Annotated in this window: 20 protein-coding genes; 15 read left to right on the top strand and 5 right to left on the bottom strand. The window is 71.7% G+C overall.

Going from position 1 to position 24,054, the window contains the following annotated elements:
- Positions 1 to 134 precede the first annotated feature (134 nt).
- The 5 genes from ABZ470_RS09200 (at position 135) to ABZ470_RS09220 (ending at position 6,309) form a co-directional block, all read left to right on the top strand.
- A complete protein-coding gene (locus ABZ470_RS09200) occupies positions 135 to 803 on the top strand; it encodes a MerR family transcriptional regulator (protein ID WP_352008425.1) in 669 nt (222 codons plus the stop codon).
- 166 nt (positions 804 to 969) lie between these two features.
- Positions 970 to 1,983: a glutamine synthetase gene (gene glnII / locus ABZ470_RS09205; protein ID WP_352008424.1), complete on the top strand. Its 1,014-nt coding sequence runs from the start codon at positions 970 to 972 to the stop codon at positions 1,981 to 1,983.
- 282 nt (positions 1,984 to 2,265) lie between these two features.
- Positions 2,266 to 3,117 carry a helix-turn-helix domain-containing protein gene (locus ABZ470_RS09210; RefSeq protein ID WP_362910972.1) on the top strand — a complete coding sequence of 284 codons (852 nt, stop codon included), beginning with the start codon at positions 2,266 to 2,268 and terminating at the stop codon, positions 3,115 to 3,117.
- Between the two features lie 77 nt (positions 3,118 to 3,194).
- The gene (locus tag ABZ470_RS09215) at positions 3,195 to 4,880 is read left to right on the top strand and encodes an FAD-dependent oxidoreductase (protein ID WP_352008422.1); all 1,686 of its coding nucleotides are present in this window, start codon (positions 3,195 to 3,197) and stop codon (positions 4,878 to 4,880) included.
- Between the two features lie 10 nt (positions 4,881 to 4,890).
- Positions 4,891 to 6,309, top strand: coding sequence for an ATP-binding protein (locus ABZ470_RS09220; RefSeq protein WP_352008421.1), 1,419 nt, complete (start codon positions 4,891 to 4,893; stop codon positions 6,307 to 6,309).
- Positions 6,310 to 6,334: 25 nt separating this feature from the next.
- On the opposite strand, the gene ABZ470_RS09225 is transcribed toward ABZ470_RS09220, so the two are convergent.
- Positions 6,335 to 7,714: an alpha/beta fold hydrolase gene (locus ABZ470_RS09225; protein WP_362910973.1), complete on the bottom strand. Its 1,380-nt coding sequence runs from the start codon at positions 7,712 to 7,714 to the stop codon at positions 6,335 to 6,337.
- Positions 7,715 to 7,968: 254 nt separating this feature from the next.
- Between ABZ470_RS09225 and ABZ470_RS09230 the strand changes: the two genes are divergently transcribed.
- From ABZ470_RS09230 to ABZ470_RS09255, 6 genes are all read left to right on the top strand, one after another.
- Positions 7,969 to 9,405: a BTAD domain-containing putative transcriptional regulator gene (locus ABZ470_RS09230; RefSeq protein ID WP_362910974.1), complete on the top strand. Its 1,437-nt coding sequence runs from the start codon at positions 7,969 to 7,971 to the stop codon at positions 9,403 to 9,405.
- Between the two features lie 215 nt (positions 9,406 to 9,620).
- Positions 9,621 to 10,247 (top strand): 5,6-dimethylbenzimidazole synthase, encoded by a 627-nt coding sequence (bluB, locus tag ABZ470_RS09235; protein ID WP_352008418.1) that lies wholly within the window; start codon positions 9,621 to 9,623, stop codon positions 10,245 to 10,247.
- Between the two features lie 81 nt (positions 10,248 to 10,328).
- The gene (locus tag ABZ470_RS09240) at positions 10,329 to 10,598 is read left to right on the top strand and encodes a GntR family transcriptional regulator (RefSeq protein ID WP_352008417.1); all 270 of its coding nucleotides are present in this window, start codon (positions 10,329 to 10,331) and stop codon (positions 10,596 to 10,598) included.
- A gap of 84 nt (positions 10,599 to 10,682) precedes the next feature.
- Positions 10,683 to 11,939 carry a serine hydrolase domain-containing protein gene (locus tag ABZ470_RS09245; RefSeq protein ID WP_362910975.1) on the top strand — a complete coding sequence of 419 codons (1,257 nt, stop codon included), beginning with the start codon at positions 10,683 to 10,685 and terminating at the stop codon, positions 11,937 to 11,939.
- 105 nt (positions 11,940 to 12,044) lie between these two features.
- Positions 12,045 to 14,348, top strand: coding sequence for a serine/threonine-protein kinase (locus ABZ470_RS09250; protein ID WP_362910976.1), 2,304 nt, complete (start codon positions 12,045 to 12,047; stop codon positions 14,346 to 14,348).
- Positions 14,345 to 14,710, top strand: coding sequence for a VOC family protein (locus tag ABZ470_RS09255; protein ID WP_362910977.1), 366 nt, complete (start codon positions 14,345 to 14,347; stop codon positions 14,708 to 14,710). The genes ABZ470_RS09250 and ABZ470_RS09255 overlap by 4 nt, the downstream gene beginning before the upstream one ends.
- On the opposite strand, the gene ABZ470_RS09260 is transcribed toward ABZ470_RS09255, so the two are convergent.
- Positions 14,695 to 15,633: a zinc-binding dehydrogenase gene (locus tag ABZ470_RS09260; protein WP_362910978.1), complete on the bottom strand. Its 939-nt coding sequence runs from the start codon at positions 15,631 to 15,633 to the stop codon at positions 14,695 to 14,697. The two genes, ABZ470_RS09255 and ABZ470_RS09260, sit on opposite strands and share 16 nt — an antisense overlap.
- 100 nt (positions 15,634 to 15,733) lie before the next feature.
- On the opposite strand from ABZ470_RS09260, the gene ABZ470_RS09265 reads away from it, so the two are divergent.
- Complete coding sequence (locus ABZ470_RS09265; RefSeq protein WP_362910979.1) at positions 15,734 to 16,336, top strand: helix-turn-helix domain-containing protein; 603 nt, start codon at positions 15,734 to 15,736, stop codon at positions 16,334 to 16,336.
- Between the two features lie 315 nt (positions 16,337 to 16,651).
- Positions 16,652 to 18,349, top strand: a complete 1,698-nt coding sequence (locus ABZ470_RS09270; RefSeq protein ID WP_362910980.1) for a CHAP domain-containing protein — start codon at positions 16,652 to 16,654, stop codon at positions 18,347 to 18,349.
- An 8-nt stretch (positions 18,350 to 18,357) separates the two neighbouring features.
- Here the strand turns inward: ABZ470_RS09270 and ABZ470_RS09275 are convergent, their stop codons facing one another.
- Entirely contained in the window at positions 18,358 to 20,148 is a 1,791-nt protein-coding gene (locus ABZ470_RS09275) for a trypsin-like peptidase domain-containing protein (protein WP_362910981.1), read from the bottom strand.
- Between the two features lie 154 nt (positions 20,149 to 20,302).
- On the opposite strand from ABZ470_RS09275, the gene ABZ470_RS09280 reads away from it, so the two are divergent.
- Both ABZ470_RS09280 and ABZ470_RS09285 read left to right on the top strand, forming a co-directional pair.
- Positions 20,303 to 21,124 carry a HipA family kinase gene (locus ABZ470_RS09280; protein WP_352008409.1) on the top strand — a complete coding sequence of 274 codons (822 nt, stop codon included), beginning with the start codon at positions 20,303 to 20,305 and terminating at the stop codon, positions 21,122 to 21,124.
- Positions 21,121 to 21,498, top strand: a complete 378-nt coding sequence (locus ABZ470_RS09285) for a DUF3037 domain-containing protein (RefSeq protein WP_352008408.1) — start codon at positions 21,121 to 21,123, stop codon at positions 21,496 to 21,498. Before ABZ470_RS09280 ends, ABZ470_RS09285 begins: the two co-directional genes overlap by 4 nt.
- Positions 21,499 to 21,507: 9 nt before the next feature.
- On the opposite strand, the gene ABZ470_RS09290 is transcribed toward ABZ470_RS09285, so the two are convergent.
- Entirely contained in the window at positions 21,508 to 22,350 is an 843-nt protein-coding gene (locus ABZ470_RS09290) for a DUF4081 domain-containing protein (RefSeq protein WP_352009434.1), read from the bottom strand.
- A gap of 82 nt (positions 22,351 to 22,432) precedes the next feature.
- Entirely contained in the window at positions 22,433 to 23,992 is a 1,560-nt protein-coding gene (locus ABZ470_RS09295) for an alpha/beta hydrolase (RefSeq protein ID WP_362910982.1), read from the bottom strand.
- Positions 23,993 to 24,054 lie beyond the last annotated feature (62 nt).

Consider the following 24,054-nt stretch of genomic DNA (forward strand, 5'->3'; position numbering starts at 1 on the left):
GCCCGGCTCGCCACCCGGAAGGGAGAGAGGGGGAGTTCACGATCACCCTTTCATGACGTACGGTGACCGTCACGCTACCCTCCGCCCCCGACGGGAACAACGACGCACCTATTGGGTAGTTGTACTATCCGGCTATGCGGATTTCCCAGCTCAGCGCCGAGACGGGCGTGCCCATCCCCACGATCAAGTACTACCTGCGGGAAGGTCTGCTCCCCTCCGGCGAGCAGACCTCGGCGACCAGGGCCGAGTACGGCGAGGCCCACGTGCGCAGGCTGCGGCTGATCCGCGCGCTGCTTGAGGTCGGGCGGCTGCCGATCGCCTCCATCGCCAAGGTGCTGGCCGCGGTCGACGACGAGGAACTGAGCATGCACCGCGTGCTGGGCACCGCCCACTACGCCATCGCCCCCGCGCCCGCGCCCCGGCCCGACGGTGAGGAGTGGCGCCGCGCCCGCGCCGAGGCCGACCGGCTGATCTCCGGCCTCGGCTGGCGGACGGAGCCCTGGGCCCCGGCGCTCGACGAGCTGGCCCAGGCCCTGTACGCCCTGGCCCGGCTCGGCATGCCGATGGACGAGGAGGCCCTGCGTCCCTACGCGCGGGCCGCGGAGACGCTGGTCGAGCACGAGTTCGGCGTCCTCCCCCTGGACGGGCCCCGTGAGACGGCGGTCGAGACCCTGGTCATCGGCACCGTCATGCACGGCCGGGTCCTCGACGTGCTGCGCCGCCTGGCCCACGAGTCCGCCTCGGCCCGTTTCTTCGGGATAGAGCCCGGCGACGACGGTGACAAGGCTCACACGACCCCGTGACGATCTCCGTTTCCGCAGCTCAGCCCCTGTTTTCACGGGAATGTGAACACCGTGCCGGGCGAACCGGACCTGAGTAACATCCCGTTCACATAAGGGCAACAGATGCGAAATCGCGACTTGCGAGTCTTTGGGGCAGCAGACCCCTCCCCTAGCAAGGACTCCGGCGATGACCTTCAAGGCTGAGTACATCTGGATCGACGGCACCGAGCCGACCGCCAAGCTCCGTTCGAAGACAAGGATCCTCGCCGACGGCGCCGAACTGCCGCTGTGGGGCTTCGACGGGTCCAGCACCAACCAGGCCGACGGCGGCGCCTCCGACCTCGTGCTCAAGCCGGTGTTCACCTGCCCCGACCCGATCCGCGGCGGCGACAACGTGCTGGTCCTGTGCGAGGTCCTCACCATCGACATGAACCCGCACTCCAGCAACACCCGCGCCGCCCTCGTCGAGGTGGCCGAGCGGTTCGCCGAGCAGGAGTCCTGGTTCGGCATCGAGCAGGAGTACACCTTCTTCAAGGAGGGCCGTCCGCTCGGCTTCCCGATCGGCGGCTTCCCCGCCCCGCAGGGCGGCTACTACTGCGGCGTCGGCGCCGACGAGGTCTTCGGCCGCGACGTCGTGGAAAAGCACCTCGACCTGTGCCTTGAGGCCGGTCTGGCGATCTCCGGCATCAACGCCGAGGTCATGCCCGGCCAGTGGGAGTTCCAGGTCGGCCCGGCGGGCCCGATCGAGGTCGCCGACCAGCTCTGGATCGCCCGGTGGCTGCTCTACCGCGTCGCCGAGGACTTCAACATCGCCGCCACGCTCGACGCCAAGCCGGTGAAGGGCGACTGGAACGGCGCGGGCGCGCACACCAACTTCTCGACCAAGGCGATGCGGGAGGGCTACGACCCGATCATCACCGCCTGCGACGCCCTCGCGGCGAACGCCCTGGAGCACGTCAAGCACTACGGCGCGGGCATCGAGGAGCGCCTCACCGGCCACCACGAGACCGCCCCCTGGAACGAGTTCAGCTACGGCGTCTCCGACCGCGGCGCCTCCGTGCGCATCCCGTGGCAGGTCGAGGTGGAGAAGAAGGGCTACATCGAGGACCGTCGCCCCAACGCCAACGTCGACCCGTATCTGGTGACCCGTCTCATCGTCAGCACCTGCTGCTCCGCCCTTGAGAAGGCCGGCCAGGTCTGACAGGCACGTCCGCGCGGGGCCGCGTCCACCCGGAAGGGGCGGGCGCGGCCCTTCCGCGTTCCCAGGACATGGCCCGCCGTGTTCCAGCGTGCGGAACGTTTTCTGAATCCCGATGAAGTTGGTCGCCGACCCGGCCTTCACCGGCACGATTGGAAAAAGCGCTGGTCAGCGGCAACTTTTTCCGCACCACATTGGGAAACACTCCAAAACGATTAATTTCGTACTAAATAATGTTCGTTACGACAACGCCCAACAGGCATGGCGAGCCGTACCATAACTCCGATGCGGGACGTCGTGGAGCAGTTGCAGCGCCTGGGCATGTCCGGTTACGAGGCCAAGGCCTATGTGACGTTGGTCGTCGCCGGGCAACCCCTCAACGGTTACGAGGTGGCCAAGCGCTCCGGCGTGCCACGAAGCACCGTCTACGAGACGCTGGGCAAGCTGGTGTCCAAGGGCGCGGCCTACGAGCTGCGCGGCCCCGAGGAGGCGGTCGGCTACCTGCCGCTGCCGCCCAGGTCCCTGCTCGAACGCATGCGCAGGGAGTTCGACGACTCGATCGAGTCGCTCCAGTCCTCGCTGCCCACGATCGTCGCGCCTCCCGGGGCGCACATCATCCACAACCTCAAGGGCACCGAGGCCGTCCTCGCGCGGGCGGAGGACGTGGTCGCCGCCGCGCGCACCGACCTGTTCCTGTCGATCTGGCCGGAGGAGATGAAGCAGCTCTCCCCGCTGGTCGGACGGGCGGCCGAGCGCGGGGTCGAGGTGTCGGTCGTGCACTTCGGCCCGGCCGAGACCCAGGTCGGCTACCTGTACGAGCACCGCTTCCCGGTGCCCGACTCGGTGGCCGACAACCTGGGCTGCGGCCTGCTGGTGGTCGTCGGCGACGGCCGCGAGGTCCTGATCGGCGGGTTCGTGAACGGCTCGGCCTGGGGCGTCTACACCGAGGACCCGGCCGTCGTCCTGATGGCGGTCGAGTACATCAAGCACGACATCGCCCTGCAGATCATCGCCGACCGGATCGGGCACGGCACGCTGACCGACTTCTGGAGCAGCGATCCGGAGCTGATGCGGCTGCGCGCCGCCCACGGCCACCCCGCGGCCCTGCTGCGCGCCGTGGGCATGTCCGACCACTGAGACCGCGGTGGCCGGGCACCACAGGGGGATATGACATTCTTCGGAGGAAGATGTCACGCTTCGGGGGAAGGCTGGTCATGGACAAACCGGTCATCGTAACTGTCGATGACGATCCGGGCGTCTCGCGGGCCGTCGCACGCGACCTCAGACGCCGGTACGGCCAGTCCTACCGGGTCGTCAGGGCCGACAGCGCCACACAGGGCATGGACAGCGTGCGCGAGATGCGGCTGCGCGGCGACGACGTCGCGGCCATCCTCGCCGACTACCGGATGCCCCAGATGAACGGCGTCGAGTTCCTCGAACAGGCCATGGACCTGTACCCGTACGCCCGCCGGGTGCTGCTCACCGCGTACGCCGACACCGACGCCGCGATCCAGGCGATCAACGTGGTCGACCTCGACCACTACCTGCTCAAGCCGTGGGACCCGCCCGAGGAGAAGTTCTACCCGGTGCTCGACTCGCTGCTCGACGCCTGGCAGCGCGCCGAGCGGCGCGACTCCGACGAGCTGCGGGTGGTCGGGGCCCGCTGGTCGGCCAGGTCCTACGAGGTCCGCGACTTCCTGGCCCGCAACCAGGTCCCCTACCGCTGGCTGCTGGCCGACTCCCCCGAGGGTGTCCAGCTCCTGACCGCGGCGGGCGAGCGGACCGGGGAGGAGGACGCGGCCCACGAGGTCAGCCCGGCCAGGCTGCCGCTGGTCGTCACCGGCGAGGGCGCCAAGCTCGTCGCCCCGGACACCTCGACGCTGGCCTCCGCCGTCGGCCTGTCCACCGCCCCCGCGACCGACTTCTACGACCTGATCGTCATCGGCGGCGGTCCCGGCGGCCTCGGCGCCGCGGTCTACGGGGCCTCGGAGGGGCTGCGCACGGTGATGGTCGAGCAGCACGCCTCCGGCGGGCAGGCGGGCCAGAGCTCCCGCATCGAGAACTACCTCGGCTTCCCCGACGGCGTCTCCGGCGCCCAGCTCGCCGACCGCGCCCGCCGCCAGGCCCTGAAGTTCGGCGCCGAGCTGCTCACCGCCCGTACGGTCACCAGCCTGGAGGTCAGGGGACAGGCCAAGGTCGTCGGGTTCGCCGACGGCGGCAGCATCGCGGCGCACACCGTGATCCTGGCCACCGGCGTCTCCTACCGCAGGCTGAGCGCCCCCGGTCTCGACGACTTCGTCGGCAGGGGCGTCTACTACGGTGCCGCGGTGACCGAGGCCCCCGAGTGCCGCGACCGCGAGGTCTACGTCGTCGGCGCCGCCAACTCCGCCGGGCAGGGCGCGGTCTACCTGTCCGGGTACGCCTGCAAGGTCCACCTGGTCGTCAGGGGCGAGGGGCTGGAGAAGTCCATGTCGCACTACCTGATCGAGCAGATCTCCCAGATCCCGAACATCGAGGTGCACACCGAGACCGAGGTCGTCGGCGCCGGGGGCGACGACCACCTGGAACGGCTCACGCTCAAGGGCCCCGAGGGCGAGCGCACGGCCGAGACCGAGTGGCTGTTCGTCTTCATCGGCGCCGAGCCCTTCACCGACTGGCTGGGCGACACGGTCGAACGCGACCGCAGGGGCTTCGTCCTCACCGGCCCCGACCTGACCGCCGCGGAGAACCGGCCGCGCAACTGGCCGCTGCGGCGGGAGCCGTACCACCTGGAGACCAACGTGCCCGGGGTGTTCGCCGCCGGGGACGTCAGGGCGGACTCGATCAAGCGGGTCGCCTCCGCGGTCGGCGAGGGGGCCATGGCCGTCGCGCTGGTGCACCGCTACCTGGAGAAGACGTGACGGAGGCCGCATGATCGACATCGACGTGCTCCGCGGGCTGTTCCTGTTCGAGAAGCTCGACGAGGAGAAGCTGCGGTGGCTGGCCTCGCACGGCGAGGAGCGTGAGTTCGGCGCGGGCGGGACGATCATCCGGCAGGGCGAGCCCGCCGAGCACTTCGTCGTCCTCATCGACGGCGAGATCGTCATGTCCACCGAGACCCCGGCCGGTGTGGTGACCATGACCCCCACCTCCCAGGTCGGGGTCTACGCCGGGGCGACCTCGGCCTACCTGGGCGAGCGCGCCCCGGAGACCTACGCCCACTCGCTGCGCGCCACCAAGCCCTCCCGGCTGTTCGTCCTGCCCGCCAGGAAGTACGGGAAGATGGTCGCCGAGTGGTTCCCGATGGCCGTCCACCTGCTCGACGGGGTGCGTCTGGGCGGGCTGGCCCAGCGCGAGCTCATCGACAGACGGCAGCGGCTGACCGCGCTCGGCACCATCACCGCCGGGCTCACCCACGAGCTCAACAATCCGGCCGCCGCGGCCGTACGCGCGGTCGGCGAGCTGCGGGAGAAGATCAAGTCGGCGCGGCGGGAGCTGGCCGACCTCACCGAGGCGGGCATCCCGCCCGAGCGGCTGCGCGCGCTGGTCGACCTGCAGGAGGGCTGCGCGGAGAGCGTCGGGAACGTGCCCGCCCGCACCCCGCTTGAGACCTCTGACGCCGAGGACGAACTCGGCGACGCCCTGGAGGCCGCCGGGGTCGAGGACGCCTGGGAGATCGCGGCGCCACTGGTGAGCGCCGGGTTCGGCCAGGAGGGCCTGGAGAAGGTCAGAGCCAAGATCGGGGAGGAGCACCTGGCCGGCGCGGTGCGCTGGCTGGCGGAGGCCGTCGAGATCTCCCAGATGCTCGACGAGGTGACCGACGCGACCGAGCGGATCTCGACGCTGCTCGCCTCGGCCAAGCAGTACTCCCAGATGGACCGCGCGCCGTACCAGCGGGTCGACCTGCGGGAACTGCTGGACAGCACGCTCACCATGTTCCGCGGCAAGATCCCGCCGGGAATCACCGTGGCCACCGACTACGACCCGGAGCTGCCACCGCTGCCCGGCTACGCCGGAGAGCTCAACCAGGTGTGGACCAACCTGGTCCACAACGCGCTCGACGCCATGGCGGGCGAGGGGACCCTCACCGTCCGCACCCGCCTCGAACACGGCACGACCGCCCTCATCGAGATCTGCGACACCGGGCCCGGCGTGCCCGAACACCTGCGCGACCGGATCTTCGAGCCGTTCTTCACCACCAAGGCCGTCGGGGAGGGCACCGGACTCGGCCTGGACATCTCCTACCGCATCGTCGCCGGACGCCACGGCGGCGACCTGCGCGTGGAGTCGGTGCCCGGCGACACCCGCTTCCAGGTACGGCTGCCGCTGACCGAGGTCCTCTCCCCCTGAGCCCCCGGAGAGGGGTGCCCCGGTCTCAGCCGTACACGCCCGTCATCGTGTCCATCAGGCGGGCGAGCACGCGTTCGCCCGAGACCCGCACGCCGTCGTGCTCCCACTCGCTGGTCACCCAGGTCCGCACCTCACCGACCTCGGCGGCCGTCCGCATGGACAGGCCCTCGTCGACGTACATGTCGTTGTAGTAGACGGCCGCGGCGACCGGGACCCGGTTGGCGGCCAGCCGTACGGGGTCGTACAGGTGGGGCCAGGAGTCGTCGGCGGCGAGGATCTCCACCGCGCCCCTGAAGGGACGCAGGGCCGCGATCTCCTCGAACATCCAGGGGTAGATCATCTCCCCGGTCGGCAGCAGGGGCCGGGCGTCCTCGGCGAACTCGGCGGGCAGCAGCCGGTGCGCGGCCCACGCGGTCGCCGCCCCCTGGGCGTAGATCGACTCGTGCATGACCGCGTAGAGGGGGTTGCCGACGAACCCGGTGGCCATCATGACCTCGTAGCGGAACAGGTCGGACAGCTCCCGCCCGGTCCACGCCTCGTCCAGGAGCCAGTGCAGGTACTCGGCGCCGTCGCTCATCCCCAGGCACATGCCCAGGCTCTGCAGACGGCGCACGGTCAGCACGTCCCCGTCGGGAAGCCTGACCTCCTCCTCGCGCAGCCGGTCGGCGACGGCGTCCAGTCTGGCCGAGTCCCCGGGATAGCGGGCGAAGAAGCGTTCGACCTTGGCACGGACCCGGGGGTAGGTGAGGGAGTAGACCTCCGCCGCGTCCGCCGCGAGCCCCGGCAGCCCACCGCACACGTAACACGCCGCCAGCCCCTCGGGCGCCCTGGAGAGGTAGGTCAGCGTGATGAACCCGCCGTAGCTCTGCCCAAGGGTCTCCCACGGCCGTTCACCGGCCAGCTCCCGCCGGATCAGCTCGGCGTCGGCGACGATCGCGTCGGCGCGGAAGTGCCGCAGCCTGGCGGCCACCTCGGCGTCGGTTCCGGTCAGCGTCGCGGCGGTCATCGGGGTGCTGCGGCCCGTCCCCCGCTGGTCGAGCAGGAGGACCCGGTGGGTGCGCAGCGCGCGTGCCAGCCAGCCGTCCGCCGCGTGCGGCCGGGGCGACTTGCCGCCGGGACCGCCCTGGAGGAAGACCAGCCACGGCAGGTCGTCCCCCCGCCTGGCCGGGTCGACCGCCTCACGGGCGAAGACCTCGATCGTCTCCCCGCCGGGATCGGCGTGGTCGAGAGGCACGGTGAACACATGGTCGGTGAGCGCCACCCCGGGCAGGTGGACTGTGCCTCTTCGCGGCGCCTCCGGCACCGCGGGCTTGGGCGCTCTCAAGTCGGTGTCTGCGCCTCTTCGCGGCGCCTCCGGCACCGCGGGCTTGGGCGCCTCGGGTCGGTGTCTTCCCTCGTCGCTCATCCGCTGCGCTCCTTCGCTCCTCAGTCCAGACACCGACGCGCCCAAGCCGAAACCCTTCGCACACGGCGCCGAAGCGTCAGACCGTGTTTCTTCCCGACGCCTGACGGTGGCACGGACTCGGCAGCCCTGAACCGACGGCTTCCCTGCACGATGCCTTCGACATCGGCGCGTCCGAACCATACCTCCTCGCGTTGTCTCTGACAGCACGCCGAAGGGCAGACGAATACTGGACGAAAGCTGCCATACTCCACCGCGTGGACTTTCTCGTGCTGGGGAACCTGACGATCACGCACCAGGGGCAGTCCACCGCCCCCACCGCCGCCAAGGATCGTGCCTTCCTCGGTGAACTGCTCGCCCACCCCGGCGAGACCGTCTCGACCGAGCACCTCGCCAACGCGCTGTGGCCCGACCGGCTGCCCGCCGACCCGGCCAACGCGGTCCAGGTCCGGGCCTCCCGGCTACGCGCCCTGCTTCGCTCCCTCACCGGACCCGTGGAGACGGAACCCGTCCTGTACAGCAGGGCGGGCGGCTACGGGCTCAACCTCGGCGAGACCGGCACCGACCTGGCGCGGATGCAGCGGGCGCTGTCCCTGGCCGGTGAAGAGCGCGACCCGGAGGCGGCGGCGAAGACCCTGCGGGAGGGGCTCGACCTGTGGCGCGGGGAGCCGTTCAGCGACGTCCCGCAGACACCGTGCGTCCTGGAACGGGCGGCGCACGCGCAGGAACTGCGGCTGTCCGCCATGGAGCTCTACGCCGAGCTGACGTTCTCCGGGGAGGCCGCCCTGGGGACCCTGGTCGCCGAGCTGGCCGAACTGACGAGCCGTAACCCGCTGCGCGAGACGCTGCACCACCGGCTGATGCGCGCCCTGCACGCGACCGGGCGGTCGGCCGAGGCGCTCACGCTCTACGAACGGCTGCGCAGGACCCTCCGCGACGAACTCGGCACCGACCCCGGTCCCGAGTTGCGCGACCTGCACCGGGAGATCCTGGCCTCCGGCTCCGACGGCACGGAGACCGTGGAACCCCGTCCTGAGCCTGCCGAGACCGGGTCCGCGACCGACCCGGCGCCGCCCGCGAAGCCTGTGGAGGCCGTGGACCCCGCGCCCCCGGCGGGGTCCACGATCCCGGCGGTCCTGGCGGACGGGTCCTGGGGGTGGTCCTTCAAGGAGACGGTTCCCTGGGGGGTGCTTCTCAGGAGACGGCTCTCCGGAAAACGGGCGCGGCTGACGGCCGTCGTGGCCGTGGTCGTCTGCCTGCTCCTCGGGGCGGCCCTGTGGCTGTGGCTGCCGCGCCCCGAGGAACTGCCCCCCGAGACCCATCTGGTCCGGCCCATCCCCGGCGACCGGTCACGGCTCGCCAAGGACGTGACCTACCCCGACGGCAGCACGGTCCGGGTCGGTGAGACGTTCGTCAAGACCTGGCAGATCGACAACATCGGCACGGTCCCGTGGCGGGACCGCTACCTGTACCGGCAGTGGCCGTGGGACGGCGAGGACCTGTGCCAGACCGAGCACAGGAGTGTGCGCATCCCCGACACGGAGCCCGGCGAGTCCGCGCTGGTGAGCGTCGAGGTGCGGGCCCCCAGGGAACCGGCCCGGTGCAAGGTCTACTGGAAGATGGTCGACGTGGACGGCAACCAGTACATGCCCCACCTCAGCGGCATCTTCTTCGACGTCACGGTGGTGCCCTGACCTGGGCCTTCACTCGGCCCGTGCCCGCCGTACAGGAAACGTGCAGGGCCGCCCGGCAGGCTGACCGCGGTGGTGTCGCCCTCGGCTGAAGGGGGGCGCGTCCGCCGTATCTCTTCTCCGGCCACGAGAGGGCGCGGGGGCCCACGGGGGCGTGGCCGGGAGAAGAGGTACGGCGGGCGTACCGGTGCGCGGCGCGACACGAGATGCTGGCGATCATGCCTGAGTTCTACGACGTGATCTTCGAACGACGGGACGTGCGCGGTGAGTTCACCGGCAAGGACGTGCCCGAGGAGGTCCTGCTACGGATCCTGGGGGCCGCTCACGCCGCGCCCAGCGTCGGCCTCTCCCAGCCCTGGGACTTCATCGTGGTCCGCGACCGGGAGATCCGCGAGGCCTTCGCCGGCCATGTCCAGCGGGAGCGCGCCGTCTTCGCGGCCACCCTCGACGCCGAGCGGGCCGCGACGTTCGCCACGATCAAGGTGGACGGGGTGCGCGAGTCGACGCTCTCCGTCGTCGTCACCTACGACCCGGCGCGCGGGGCCCCGGCCGTCCTCGGCCGCCACTCGATCGCGGACGCCGGGCTCTACTCGGTGTGCCTGGCGATCCAGAACCTCTGGCTCGCGGCCACCGCGGAGGACCTGGGGGTCGGCTGGGTGTCCTTCTACCGGGAGGAGTTCGTCAGCGACCTGCTCGGCATCCCGGAGGGGGTGCGCCCGGTGGCCTGGCTCTGCCTGGGACCGGTGACGCACCGGGAGCGCGTGCCCGACCTCGAACGCAAGGGGTGGCGCGGACGCGTCCCCCTGGCCGACCTCCTCCATCGGGACGGCTGGCGGGGACGCTGAGCCGTACAAAACGTCTGTCAACCGTCGTCCCTGTTACGGCACACCTGGGACACGAAGCCGTACGGCGGGCATCCAGGACATATGGCCGCGACCATCGAGCCCGGTGACCCGGGCGACTCCGTCCCCGCCCACCTGCGGCTCGCGGGCATCCTCCGTGCGCGGATAACGAGCGGTGAGCTCCAGCTCGACCGCCCGCTCCCCTCGGAGGAGAGCCTCCAGCGGAGCTACGGCCTCGATCCGGGCAGCGTACGGCGCGCGATCCAGGTCCTGTCCGACGAGGGCCTCGTCTACACCGTGGAGGGCGGGGGCGCCTACGTGTCCTCCCGCGCGGAGGAGACCGGCGGGGGCTGAGGGTCCCGGGTCGCTCCCGGGCGTTGTTAGGCTCAACGCCCGGCGGGTTTTCCGCGCTCACATGCGTTTTCACAGGAGTGGACGATGGCGGTTCACGGATGGTGCCATCCTCGGTTCTCGCGGGTGCGCGAGGTGTTCCGCCAGAATTTCGCCGGCGACGGGGAGCTCGGCGCGGCCTTCTCCGTCTTCCTTGACGACAGGCCTGTCGTGGACCTGTGGGGTGGTGTGGCCGACCGCCGTGACGGGCGTCCCTGGGAGCGTGGCACCCCCACGCTGGTCTACTCGTGCACCAAGGCGGTGACCGCGACGGCGGTGCTGCTGCTGGCCGAGCGCGGTCTGCTGGACGTCACGGCACCGGTCGCCGAGGTGTGGCCCGAGTTCGCCCGCGCGGGCAAGGAGCGTGTCACCGTCGAGCACCTGCTCACCCACCAGGCGGGGCTGCCGGTGATCGAGGAGCCGGTGCCGGTCGAGGAGTTCGAGGACCAGGAGGCCATCGCCGACCGGCTGGCCGGGCAGGCGCCGTTGTGGGAGCCGGGGACCGGGCACGGCTACCACGCGCTGACCTACGGTTTCCTGCTGGGCGAGGTGATCCGCCGGGTCTCCGGCAAACGGGCGGGTGAGTTCGTGGCCGCCGAGATCGCCGACCCGCTTGGGCTCGAACTCTGGCTCGGCGCGCCGGACGACGTGGCGGCGCGGGCGGCCCGGCTGTCCGGCGGGCTGCGTCTCGGGGCCTCGGCACCGGCGACTTCGGAAAAGCCTGCGACACCCGGGAAGCCTGCGACACCCGGGGAACCGGCGGCTTCGGGAACCCCGGCGGCGCCCGGGAACGTGACAAACCCCGGTGCCGACGCCGGGGAGGCGCTCGGCAGGGCCATGCGGGACGGCGAGAGCCTGACCGGCCGCGCCATGGGCAACCCGCAGGTCACCAAGCTGCGCGGCGGCGCCAACCACCCGGTCGTCCTGCGCGCGGGCTGGCCCGCGATCGGGGTCGTCGCCACCGCCCTCGGCCTGGCCGGGTTCTACCGCCATCTGGTCGCCGGGCGGATCCTGCGCCCGGAAACCCTGCGGGACGCCGTCAGGCCCCGGGTCTCCGGCCCCGACCGGGTGCTGCTCCTCGACAGCTCCTTCGGCCTCGGCTACATGCGGCCCGCACAGGCCTTCCGGGTCCCCGAGCAGGGGATGCGGACCGCCTTCGGCCACACCGGCATGGGCGGTTTCCTCAGCCTCGGCGACGTGGAACACGGCCTGGGCATGGCGTACACGATGAACAGGATGACCGACGCCGTCGCCGGCAGCCCTCGTGCCCACCGGCTCGCCGAGGCCGTCTACGCGTCTCTTTAGACCGGTCTCCCACATAGCGATTTCCTTACGAAATTCGCGAACCGTGACAACCGACGGCAGGGGTGAGACCGTCGAACAAGCGACGGCGCTCGGAGGGGGACTCCATTGGTTCCGGGATACCACGAGGTTCGAGACCTCGGTGCGGGAGGCGGCGGCCGGGTGGTGCTGGCCACCTACACCGCGACCGGCGCCTACGTGGCGATCAAGTATCTGAACACGGCCCTGCGGGGCGACCACAGGTTCCTGGCGCGCTTCCGCGAGGAGGCGCGCGTCATGGTCGAGCTGTACGACCCGAACGTGGTCCAGTTCTACGAGTACTACGAGGACACCCGCGACGCCGCGATCGTCATGGAGCTGGTCGACGGCGTCTCCCTCAGGAGGATCCTGGCCGAGCACGGCACCACCAGCCCCGAGGCGGCGCTCGTCGTGCTCAAGGGCTCGCTGCTCGGACTGGCGTTCGCGCACTCCTCCGGGATCGTGCACCGCGACTACAAGCCCGAGAACGTACTGATCCAGGCGGACGGCGCCAGCAAGCTGACGGACTTCGGCATCGCCGCCCGCACCGGGGCCTCCGACGCGCCCCAGGGCACCCCGCCGTACATGGCCCCCGAGCAGTGGGCCGGGCATCCGGCCACCCCGGCGAGCGACGTCTACGCGGCCACCTGCGTGCTCTTCGAGTGCCTCACGGGGCACCGGCCCTACCGGGCGGAGAACGGGGCCGCGCTGATGCACCAGCACCAGCGGGCGCCGATCCCGATCGAGGCCGTGCCGAGTTCGGTGCGGGGCCTGGTCGCGCGGGGCATGGCGAAGAATCCGGCGGACCGGCCCGCGACGGCGGAGGCGTTCGTCCTCGAACTCGAAGCCGCCGCGACCGCCGCGTACGGACCGGAGTGGGAGCAGCGGGGGCGGCGGCACCTGGCAGAGCTGGCCACCCTGCTGGCGCTGTCGTTCCCGCTGGCCAGGCCGGCCCAGCGGACGAGCACCTCGCTGGCGAGCACCGTGCTCGGCAGGGGCGGCGGCAGGCGCCGTCCCCGTCTCGGCCCCAGGCTGCTCGCCGGGGTCGTCGTGATCACCGTCGCGGTCACCGTCGGGCTGGTCGCCTCGGGGCGGTCGGCCGACAGGCTCTCGGCGAACTCGATCTTCACTCCGCCCGCGCATGTGCCCGGGGCCGGGAAGACCCCGCCGGACGGCGCGGGCGGCTCTCCCCCGCCGGAACCGGCCCGGCCTCCCGTCAAACGGCCGCACACCGGAACGGAACGGACCTCGGCCAGGTCGGAGAGCACGCCCCCGAAGGCCCACCCGACGCCGCGCAGGACCCCGACGTCGTCCCCGAGCGCGCGGCCGACCCCGATCACCGACCCGTCGCGGACGCCGTCCCCCACCCCGACCTCCAGCCCGGGGGTCGACGACCTCGCGATCACCCGGTTCGACGCGGGCGGGGCGACGCTCAGCCTGCGCTCCTCGACCCCGGCCTCCGTCGTGCTGACCGTCTCCTTCGCCCAGGGTGAGGAGCGTGACGACCTGACGAAGGTGGCCACACGGAGTTTCACCCTCAGGGGCAACGGCGTCCACTCCCAGCCCGTTCCCTACGCCTTCACCGCCCCCGCCTGCGAGCAGACCCTCTACCGCAGGGTCACGGCCTCGACCTCGCCCCGGTTCTCCGGCGGGGAGCTGAGCCGTACGGTCGAGGTCAGGGGCGGCCCGTGCCCTGCCCCCGAGGTGCGCAACGCGGAGATCACCTCCTGGGACGGCGAGACGGCCGTCGTCAAGGTCCGCGCGGGCGGTCCGGGCAGGGTACGGCTCACCGCGTCCTTCACCCGCAAGGACGACGAGGGCGGCGTCAGCACGCTGGACACCGTGACCAGGACCCTGTCCGGGGAGACCGGCTACTCCGTCGAACTTCCCGCTCCCCCGGCCGAGGTGCCGTGCGGCGGGCGGGCCGTGCTCGGGGTCACGGTCACCACGGACCGTCCCGCGGGCAACGGCGCCCAGTACGCCCAGACGGTGGTCGAGGGTGAGGAGTGCGCGCCCCCCGCCGTCACGATCACCTCCTTCGACGGCACCTCCGTCGGTTTCCGGGTGCGCGCCTCCGGCACCTCCCCGGTGACCGTACGGCTGGCCTTCACCCAGCAGGTCCCCGGCGCCGACGGCGGGACGACCGGCAGCGCCAAGACGATCGAGTTGTCCGGCCGCACCGACTACACGCGCACGGTGGCCGGCGAGTTCGCCACGCTGCCCGAGTGCGGGCAGTACGCCCGGCGGACCGTGACGATCACCACGGTGCCCGCGGGCGAGAGCCGTTCGAGCCAGGCCCGGGTCGACCTGCCGCCCTGCGAGCAGGAGCCCGGCCCCTCCGACCCCTCGGAGGCGCCGCAGGACGTCCCCTCCGTTCCCGGGGAGCCGGGATGACCTCTCCCCTGGAGGCCGGTGCGAGCAGGCTCGGCAACGTGCTGGTCCCCGTCGAGGACATGGACGGGGCGATCGCCTTCTACTCGGGTGCGCTCGGTCTCGCGGTGCGTTTCCGTGACGGCGACCGGTTCGCCGCTCTCGACGGGGGCGGCGTCACGGTCGCGCTGGTCGGGGCGGCCGAGCGGGTCGCGGGCGACGTCACCGCGCCCTCCTACCGGGTGGCGGACGTGGCGCTGGCCGTACGGGAGCTGACCGGGGCGGGCGCCGAGGTCGTCCAGGAGCCCGAGAGGGGGCCGCACGAGGTCAGGGCGGTGCTCCGCGACCCCTCCGGCAACGTCCTGGTGCTCTACGCCCCGCTCTGACCCGCCCGCCACGGTTCGACGTCCAGTACGGCCTTGCCCGCGACCTGGCGGCCGAGCAGGGCCTCGGCGGCCTCCGCGAGGCGCTCCCAGGTGTCTCGCAGGCCGATCTCGGCGGAGAGCCTGCCCTCGGCGGCCAGGCCGAGCAGGGTGGCCAGGTCGGGACCGAAGGCCGTGGCATCGCCGAACGTGCTGATCGTCCTCGACCGGCCGAGGAAGAACAGTGAGCCCGGCGCGAACACGGCGGGTTCTTCCGAGGCCCAGCCGATGCTCTGGAGGTCGCCTCCGGGGGCCAGCAACGGCCAGGCGGCGACCAGTTGCGCCCCGCCGACGTTGTCCAGGATCAGGTCGAAGGAGCCGTCGATCCCGTCGAGGCCGACGACCACCTCGCGGGCGCCCAGTCCGGTCAGCCCCTCCCCGCGTGCCGCGGAGCCGACGGAGGCCACGACGTGTGCCCCGCCCAGCGCGGCCAGTTGCACCGCGAACCGGCCGATCCCTCCCGCCGCCCCGGTGACCAGGACCCTGCGGCCCAGGATCGGGCGGGTCCGCAGCGCCCGCAGCGCGGTGACCCCCGCCATCGGCAGCGCCGCGGCGTGGGCCAGGTCGACGGCGTCGGGGACCTCGGCGACCGCGTCGGTGTCCACCGCGACGCGCTGCGCCCAGGCGCCAGGCCCGAAGGCGACGACGCGGGTGCCCTCCGCGGGCCCGCTGCCGTCCGCGGCGGCGCGTGCCACGACGCCCGAGGCGTCGTAGCCGGACACCGTTCCCGGGGGAAGACTCCCGGCGAAGGCCACCTCGCCCCGGTTGAGTGAGATGTGCCGCACGTCGATCAGGACCTGGCCGGGACGTGGTTCGGGGTCGGCGACCTCGGCGATCCGCAGCGCGGCCCGTGCCCGGGGGTCGGTGACGACGGCGCGAACGGTCATGGGACTTCCCTCCGTGGGGATCACTGCAGCGGACCGTCGGTCCGCTTACCTGGACGCTAGAATATTCGGACCATCGGTCCGCTTGTCAACGGGAGAGCCCATGGCCGAGCAGCGTCAGGAGCGCGCCGACGCCGCACGCAACCGGAGAGCCGTCCTGCGGGCGGCCGAACGGCTGGTGGCCGAGCACGGCGGCGACCACGTCTCCCTCGACCGGGTCGCGGCCGAGGCGGGGGTCGGCAAGGGGACCGTCTTCCGCAGGTTCGGCAGCCGAACCGGCCTGCTGCGCGCCCTCCTTGAGGAGCGCTCGCTCGCGCTGCGTGAGGCGATCGTGGACGGCCCCCCGCCCCTGGGGCCGGGCGCGCCCGCGCGGGAGCGCCTGACGGCCTTCCTCGACGGGCTCTGCGGGATCGCCGAGGCCAACGCCGCCCTGCTGACCGCGCACGAGCAGGCGTGCGCCGACGCCAAGTACACCGAGCCGAGCTACCTGTTCTGGCACGGCCACATCGCGACCCTGGTGGCCGAGGCGCGTCCCGGCCTCGACGCGGACTTCGCGGGTTTCCTCGCCCACGCCCTGCTCGCCGTGTTCGACGGTGAACTGGTCCGGCGGACGGCGTCGCCCGAGGAGCCCCGGCGCTTCACCCGGTCCGTCACCGAACTGGCCCTCGCCCTGCTCGACGCCCCCGCCCCACTGCGGATTTCGTGATTCGCCAGATCTTTTTTGGCTGGGCGTTTACAGTGGAAAAATCATGAAAACGCCTTTGACGTCGGCTTTTGCCGTCCGGTGCACCATAGCTCGTCCCGGAGCGGGTCCCGGACCGTCTTGACCTTCCCTTTAAGGGAGGTAACCTCCCTCGTCACGGAAGACAACTGGCCAATGGTGCCGCCACACGTGTCTCGGCCGCCTCGCCGGTCGGTCCCGTGACGCACCATCGCTCGACCCCCGTCTTCCGGCGGCCAGGTCGCGAGGGCGGCGCGACCATGCTTCGACGGCCGTCGGAGGATGACCGGAAACTTCCAGATGACACCTGAGACGTACAAGTTCATCGAACTGCTGGAGAGCCAGCTCGGGTACTCCGAGCGGGGCAGCGGCTACACCAAGTTCGGCGATTGGTACAACACCGTCGAGTTCGACGCCGACTACAGCACGGCCCCCTGGTGCGACATGTACCTGTCCTGGGCGGCCAAGAAGCTCGGCTACGAAGACTGGGTGGGGCAGTTCGCCTACACCGTCCACCACGCCAAGTGGTTCCGCCAGCAGGACGCCTGGGGCACCGTCCCCAAGCCCGGCGCCCTCGTCTTCTTCGACTGGAGCGGCGGCAAGAAGCTCGACGGCATCGACCACGTCGGGATCGTCACCCGGGTCGAGGGCAAGAAGATCCACACCATCGAGGGCAACATCGACGGCGGCGTCGCCAAACGCAAGGTGCGCGACACCGACAAGGTCGTCGGATACGGATACCCCGAGAAGATCAAGGCCCGTCTGGACGAGGAGGCCGCCCAGCAGCAGGAGATCGTCACGGCGTCCCCCCGCCCGGACAACTCCGTCGCCCTCACCCGTAACCCCGACCTGCTGTCACAGGCCCCGCCCGCCACGGTGCGGGAGAACCTGCCGCCCTCCCCACCGGTCAGGACCGGCCCCAAGCACGCCAAGCCGGAGACCGGGGCCCACGCGAAGGACCCCTCAGCGGCACAGGCGAAACCCCAGCCTCCCGCCAAGCAGACCGCGAAGACCGCGCCGCCCGCCACCACGCAGGCCGCGGGCCGTACCGGAAAGCACGCCAAGCCCGCGACCGCGGACACCAACGCGATCGCCGCCGCCCCCGCCGCCACGAGCCTGCGCCTGCCCTCGGAGGCCCCCCAGCTCGGCACCCCCGCGATCCTCGCGCCGGTCCTGCTGACCGCCGTCGCGCTCATCGCCCACGCCAAGACCAGGCAGCTGAAGGCACGCCCAGCGCTCGCCATGGCCGCTGCCGGGAGTACGGCCGGCACCCGCCGGGCGCCCGGCCGCCGCCGCGCCCCGGGACGCCGCCGCGTCACCCGCGCCGTGCCCGTCACGGCCTTCGCTACAGCACCTGCCGCGGTACCCACCGTGGCGCCCACTGTGGCACCCACTTTGGCGCCCACTGCGGCGCCCGCCGTGATGGCCACCACGGCGCCTGTCACGGCGGCCGTTCCCGTGCCTGCCCCTGTGTCGGCCACGGTTCCCGCCGGGCTGTCCGCCACGGCGCCCGCCGTCGCGGAGACCACGTTCAGGTCCGCCCAGACGACGGGGTTCCCCTCGGTCACCGCTCCACCCGCGCGTGTCGAGGAGCCGGAGGTCCCCGACCTCCCCGGCGGCGGACGGCACACGCGGCCCCACACCGATCCGCTCCGCGCCACGGAGCCGGGCACGGTCCGCCGCTACGACGGCCCCCGCCTGCCCTACCAGGGGAGGCGCCGCCTGCGCGAGCACCCGGTCACCGAGTCCTCCACCCTGTCGCCCGGTTTCGCGCAGGACGCCCCGCTGCGGGGCAGGCGGCACCGCAGGCCCGAGACCCCGGTCAGCACGACCATGCGGTCCGCACGGCCGACCCGGCCCGTGCACGCCCGTCCCGCGACCACCCCGGCCGCCGTCCAGGACGGGCCGGTTCCCGTACTGACGGCGCCGCTCCCCGCTGACGACCCGGCCCTGCGCCGTCCCTACCAGGGGCGGCGCAGGGCCAGGGTCACCGTCTGAGGGAGGCGTCAGCGTCGCTCGGGCGGGCGCTGCTGCCCCATGCTGCGGCGCAGTTCCTCAAGTTCCGCCTCAAGCCCGGCGATGCGGGTGTTCGCCCCCGGCCCCTGTGCCCGAGGGGCCTGAGCCTGAGGGGCCTGGGGACCCTGAGCCTGGGGGCCCTGGATCTGGGGCGGCGCGCCGTACTGCTGGGCATGGGGGCGGACCGAGCGGGTCTCCTCAGAGCCGGGCGGCAACGGGTAGGGCGGCCGCTGCTGGTAGGCCTGCGCCCCCGCGGAAGGCCCTCCGAGCGCTCCCCCGGGTGCCCCGCCGTACGGCTGGCCGTACCCCGGTCCCTGCGGCGAGTGACCGGGCTGGGCACCGTAGGACACGGGCGGGAACGAGGTGGGCGGCGTCTTCACCCGGCGCCTGCCCTTACCGGCCATGGCCACCAGGGCGCCGACCACCAGCAGGGCGACCGCCCCGCCACCGCCCCACAGCACCCACGGCAGGATCGGTGAGGAGCTCTCGTCCTTGCCCGCGGTGATGGCCTGCTGGGAGTCGGTGATGTACTTGGCCACGTAGGGGTGGTTCGGCTGCAGCGCCTGGACCTCACGGAACTTCGGCAGCGCCTCGGAGTAGTGGTTGGCGAAGAACAGGTCGAGCGCCTCGTTGTAGGCCTTCGTCGTGGCCGACTCTGCGGGCTTGATGTTCTTCTCGTTGAGCTTCTCCTTGACGATGCTGACCGGCAACACGAAGCTCTCGCCCTCGGTCGAGCCGCCGTCCTGCTGGATGAGACCGCCGACCAGGATGCCGATGACCTTGCCGTCCCTGCTGAACACCGGCCCGCCCGAGTTGCCCGGGTAGGACGGGGCCTGCGTCTGGATGTACGGCACGCCCTCCGGGGTCTGCCTGCTGGCGTTGTAGGGGCCCTCGGTGAAGGCCGGGTCGAGCTTGGACTCGACGTTGAAGATCGAGGTCTGCGTCACCGTGCCGGGGAACCCGCTGATGTAGAGCGTGTCACCGACCCGGACGTCGGAGTCCTGGCCGAGCGGAACGGTCGGCAGGTTGTTCTGCCCGTTGGCCTTGAGGATCGCCACGTCCTTGCCCGGGTAGACCGTGCCCTTGGCGACCAGTTCGATGGGGACCGACTTGGCCGTCTTGTCCACCCCGCCGCCGGGCAGGCTCTGCAACAACGAGAGCGAGCTCTGGACGTTGCGGATCTTGATGTTGTCCGCGTTCCAGACCTGGAAGATCTTGGAGGCGGTCCTGACGATCTCGTCGTCTGAGGCGGCGTCGCCGAGATCGGCGATCAGGTCGGCGGCGTCCTTCTTGTTGACCTCGGTGAGCGCCTGCTCCGCGAAGGTCTGCGCCAGCTCGGTCTCCTCCTGGCCGACGCAGTGCGCCGCGGTCACCATGTAACCGTCGGGCGTCACCCACCAGCCGGTGCACAGGCCGCCCGCGCTCGCCTCGACGACGCGCTCCGGCGTGCCCGGCGAGAAGTAACGCCCCGGTTCCTTGGCCATCTGCTGGACGACCCACCGGTAGATGCTGTTCTCGTCCGCCGAGATCTTGCCCGACTGGACGGCGGAGATGCCCTGCTGGGTCAGCTGCTTGATCGCGTCCAGGTTGGCGACCGGCGTCGGCACGGCCACCTCCGCGGTGTAGGACACCGAGGTCAGCTGCACGGCGGGATGTGTCCTCGCCGCGAGCCACGTTCCCACGGGAACGTCCAGTTCCTTCGGCTTGGCCATGGCGGCGCCCGGCAGGGCCAGCACCCCGGCCATGGCCAGTCCGGCGACGGCGCTGAGTCTTCGCCACATTTTCTTACTCTCCCCAAACTCGCTTCCCAGGCGAGAGCATGGCCCGCCGCACTTGGGGGGCACTTGGAAGCGACTGGGACATTCGTTAACAGCTGCCCATATGTCGTGACACGAGTGGCGATAGAGGACCGTGACCATCCGCTAGCCTGGCGGAGTGCTGGAACAGATCACGGCCACCCGATACGTGACCCCGCTGCGCGAGGGCGGGTCGCTTCCCGGCGTGGTCGAGGCGGACGACCTCGGGACCTACGTCGTGAAGTTCCGGGGCGCGGGGCAGGGCCGCAGGGTGCTCGTCGCGGAGATCATCGCCGCCGGGCTGGCCCGCCGCCTCGGCTTCCGCACCCCCGACCTGAAGGTGATCGACGTCGATCCGCAGCTCGGCGTGCGGGAGCCCGACGAGGAGATCCAGGACCTGCTGCGGGCCAGCGCCGGGCTCAACCTGGCGGTCGACTTCCTGCCCGCGGCCCTCGGCTTCGAGCCGCTCACCTGGCCGCCCGACCCCGGCTTCGCCTCCCGGCTGCTCTGGTTCGACGCCCTGATCCACAACGTGGACCGCAGCTGGCGCAACCCGAACCTCCTCGTCTGGCACGGCGACACCTGGCTGATCGACCACGGCGCCGCCCTGTGGTTCCACCACAACTGGCCGGCCGCCGACCCGGAGCGCCCCTTCGACGGCTCCGACCACGTGCTCGCCCCCCACGCGACCCTTCTCCCTGAGGTCGACGCCGAGCTGAGCGAGACGATCACCAGGGACCTCCTCGACGGAGTCGTCGACGAGGTCCCCGACGAGTGGCTTGAGGACGAACCCGGCTTCGACGGGGCCGAGGCCGTACGGCAGGCCTATGTGGAGCATCTGCTGGCCAGGGCGCAGGCCCCCAGGCGGTGGCTCCCCCAGGAGCTTCCCCAGGGGGCTCCCGGGGCACGGCAGGGCGGCAAGACCGGCTCGGTGGGCGCGTTCTGGAAGGACAACCGGTGAGAGACGTCTACGAGTACGCCGTGATCCGGGTCGTCCCCCGCGTCGAACGCGGCGAACTGATCAACGCCGGGGTGCTGCTGTACTGCCAGCCGCGCGACTACCTGTGCGCCGGGATCGAGCTTGACGAGGCCAGGCTGCGGGCCCTCGACGCGAACGCCGACGTCGAGGGCGTACGACACGCTCTGGGCGCCTACCGGCGTTCCTGCCTCGGCGAGGAGGGTCCGCTGACGGGCGAGTCGCTCGGCAGCCGGTTCCGCTGGCTGACCGCCCCGCGAAGCACGATCGTGCAGACGGGCCCGGTGCACGCGGGTCTCACCGCCGACCCCGGCGCCGAACTGGAACACCTGCTGACCAGGCTCGTCCGGGCCCTGTGAACCCGCTCCTCAGAAGAGGACGGACATGAAGGTGCCGACCTCGCGGAACCCCGCCCTGCGGTAGGCCGCCCTCGCGGGGGCGTTGTAGTCGTTGACGTACAGCGAGACCACCGGCGCGAAGCATTCGAGGGAGTGCTTGAGCACCGAGGCCATCCCGGCGACCGCGTGGCCCCTGCCCCTCAGCTCGGGGTGGACCCAGACCCCCTGGATCTGGCACGCCTGGGGGGTCACGGCGCCGATCTCGGCCTTGAAGACGACCCGGCCGTCGTCGATCCTGGCGTAGGACCTGCCGATCCGGATCAGCTCGGCGACCCGTGACCGGTAGAGCGCGCCCCCGTCGCCCACCTCGGGCGAGATGCCGACCTCCTCGGTGAACATCGCGACGCAGGCGGGCAGCAGGATCTCGAACTCCTCCGGCCTGACCCGCCTGACCAGGGGGTCGGCCGGGACCGGGGACGGCTCGGTCGCCTCCATCACCGGCTGGGTCCACCGGATCGCGCGGGCCGCCCCCCAGTACGGTTCGAGCCGCTCCCAGAGCGGCTCGACCGCGTCGGACGGGCCGACGATCGAGGAGCAGCGGCGCCCCTGCTTGCGGGCACGCTCGGCGAAGGCGTGCACGGCCTCGGCGCCGGCGTTGACCGGGACCAGGTTGGCTCCCGCGTAACAGAGCGAGGTGAGGCCGCCGCGCGGGCCGAACCCCCACATCTGGCCGCCGAGCCTGGCCGGGCTGAGACCGACGGCACGAACCCTGGAGGCGACGAAAACGTTGGAGACGGGGTCGGCGTCCAGGATCGCCAGCACCTCGTCACGATCGTTGTCGTCGAGCACGCGCGACGCCATTGTGCGCAGCATCACGCGCCCAGCCTACGCGACCCCCACGATTTTGGCAGGAACCAACACAGAGCCTGTCATCTACCCTGGGTGGCCTGTGTTGTCACCCGGCCGCGGCCGGTGCCTGCGAGGTCGCGGCGCAGCGGGCGTCCGGTCCTCGCGCCGCCCGTCTGGCCGGGCCGAAGAGCGTCCCGTCCCTGAGGTAGGTCGCCAGCCTGCGGTCCACACACTGGTTGCCGCTGAAGGTGGCCCCGTGGTTTCCCCCGGCCACGGCCAGCATCCTGGAGCGCCCGAACACCGCCCGCATGCGCAGCGCCCCCCGGTACGGCGTCGCGGCGTCGCGCTCCGCCTGAACGATCATGATGGGCGGCAGCCCGGCGTTGTCCTTGAGCGTCACCGGGGTGCCCCCGCGCTCGGGCCAGAACACGCACGGCGCGTTGTACCAGGCGTTCGACCAGGTCAGGAAGGGGGCCTTGGCGTGCGTCCTGGACATGTCGGCGCGCCACTTGCTCCACTGGCCGGGCCAGGCGGCGTCATGGCACTGCACCCCCAGGTAGACGGCGTAGCCGTTCTCGTCCTCGGCGTCGTTCTCGGCGTACCTGTGGTAGGCGGCGAGCAGCGGGGCGTCGTCCCCCTTCTTGACGTAGGTGGAGAAGGCCTTGGCCAGCTGAGGCCAGACGAGGTCGGAGTAGCCGCCGAGGGTGTAGATGTCGTCGAGTTCACTCGGCCCGACCACCCCGCCCGCCGGGCGGACACGCAGCCGGTTGCGCATGGCGTACCAGGCGAAGGAGACCATCCTGGTCGTCCGGCCGAGCCGGTAGACGTCGTTGTGACGGGCCGTCCAGCGCAGGAAGTCCCGGTGGCGCCGGTTGAAGGCGACGTCCTGGGCGAGGTTGGAGCCGTACCAGATGCCCTTCGGGTCGACCACGCTGTCCATGACCATCCGGCTCACCCGGCCGGGGAAGAGGGTGGCGTAGACCGCGCCGAGATAGGTGCCGTACGAGTAGCCCAGATAGCTGATCTTCTCCTCGCCCAGCGCCTTCCTGATCTCGTCCATGTCCCTGGCGCTGTTCTCCGTGCTCAGGTGCGGCAGCATCCAGTCCCACCGGCTCTGGCAGGCCTCGGCGTACCGGCGGGCCCTGCCGAGCAGCACCGCCTCCTGTTCGGCGTTGCCGGGAACGTTGTCCGGACGGGGCGGGGCGTAGTACTCGGCGGGATCGACGCACCGCAGCGCGGGTTCGCTGTGGCCGACCCCCCGCGGGTCGAACCCGATCACGTCGAACCGTCCGGCGAGGTCGGGGGGAAGCTGGGCGGCGACCCGCCTGGCCAGGCTGAGGCCGGAGGCCCCCGGCCCTCCCGGGTTGACCAGCAACGCCCCCAGATGGTTCCGCGAGTCCCCGCCCCTGATCCGGTTCAGCGCCAGGCTGATGGTCCGGTCAGGATCGGCGTAGTCGAGCGGGACCCTCAGGGAGGCGCACTCGACCGCCACACCCGCCTGTTCACCGGTCCCTGAGGAGGCGTCCGCGTCCGACGAGGCCTTGCCCGGTGTTTCGCAGGGCCCCCAGACCAGATCGTCCCGTTCCTGCGCCGCCGCCTCCTGCGGTAGCCCGGCCATGGCGGCGAACACCGCGAAGCCCACGGCGACCCCGACAACCCTTTTCACGAATTCCCCCTACTCGTACGGCAGAGGCGATGGTCTCCCAGCCGGTGACCCGGCCACGGGCG

The organism is Streptosporangium sp. NPDC020072 (assembly GCF_040631445.1).
Lineage (GTDB): Bacteria > Actinomycetota > Actinomycetes > Streptosporangiales > Streptosporangiaceae > Streptosporangium.

Excerpts from the sequence above, each read along its gene's own strand:
- ABZ470_RS09200 (WP_352008425.1), top strand. The coding sequence starts at position 135 with ATGCGGATTTCCCAGCTCAGCGCCGAGACGGGCGTGCCCATCCCCACG.
- glnII (WP_352008424.1), top strand. The coding sequence starts at position 970 with ATGACCTTCAAGGCTGAGTACATCTGGATCGACGGCACCGAGCCGACC.
- ABZ470_RS09210 (WP_362910972.1), top strand. The coding sequence starts at position 2,266 with ATGCGGGACGTCGTGGAGCAGTTGCAGCGCCTGGGCATGTCCGGTTAC.
- ABZ470_RS09215 (WP_352008422.1), top strand. The coding sequence starts at position 3,195 with ATGGACAAACCGGTCATCGTAACTGTCGATGACGATCCGGGCGTCTCG.
- ABZ470_RS09220 (WP_352008421.1), top strand. The coding sequence starts at position 4,891 with ATGATCGACATCGACGTGCTCCGCGGGCTGTTCCTGTTCGAGAAGCTC.
- ABZ470_RS09225 (WP_362910973.1), bottom strand. The coding sequence starts at position 7,714 with ATGAGCGACGAGGGAAGACACCGACCCGAGGCGCCCAAGCCCGCGGTG.
- bluB (WP_352008418.1), top strand. The coding sequence starts at position 9,621 with ATGCCTGAGTTCTACGACGTGATCTTCGAACGACGGGACGTGCGCGGT.
- ABZ470_RS09240 (WP_352008417.1), top strand. The coding sequence starts at position 10,329 with ATGGCCGCGACCATCGAGCCCGGTGACCCGGGCGACTCCGTCCCCGCC.
- ABZ470_RS09245 (WP_362910975.1), top strand. The coding sequence starts at position 10,683 with ATGGCGGTTCACGGATGGTGCCATCCTCGGTTCTCGCGGGTGCGCGAG.
- ABZ470_RS09255 (WP_362910977.1), top strand. The coding sequence starts at position 14,345 with ATGACCTCTCCCCTGGAGGCCGGTGCGAGCAGGCTCGGCAACGTGCTG.
- ABZ470_RS09260 (WP_362910978.1), bottom strand. The coding sequence starts at position 15,633 with ATGACCGTTCGCGCCGTCGTCACCGACCCCCGGGCACGGGCCGCGCTG.
- ABZ470_RS09265 (WP_362910979.1), top strand. The coding sequence starts at position 15,734 with ATGGCCGAGCAGCGTCAGGAGCGCGCCGACGCCGCACGCAACCGGAGA.
- ABZ470_RS09270 (WP_362910980.1), top strand. The coding sequence starts at position 16,652 with ATGACACCTGAGACGTACAAGTTCATCGAACTGCTGGAGAGCCAGCTC.
- ABZ470_RS09275 (WP_362910981.1), bottom strand. The coding sequence starts at position 20,148 with ATGTGGCGAAGACTCAGCGCCGTCGCCGGACTGGCCATGGCCGGGGTG.
- ABZ470_RS09290 (WP_352009434.1), bottom strand. The coding sequence starts at position 22,350 with ATGCTGCGCACAATGGCGTCGCGCGTGCTCGACGACAACGATCGTGAC.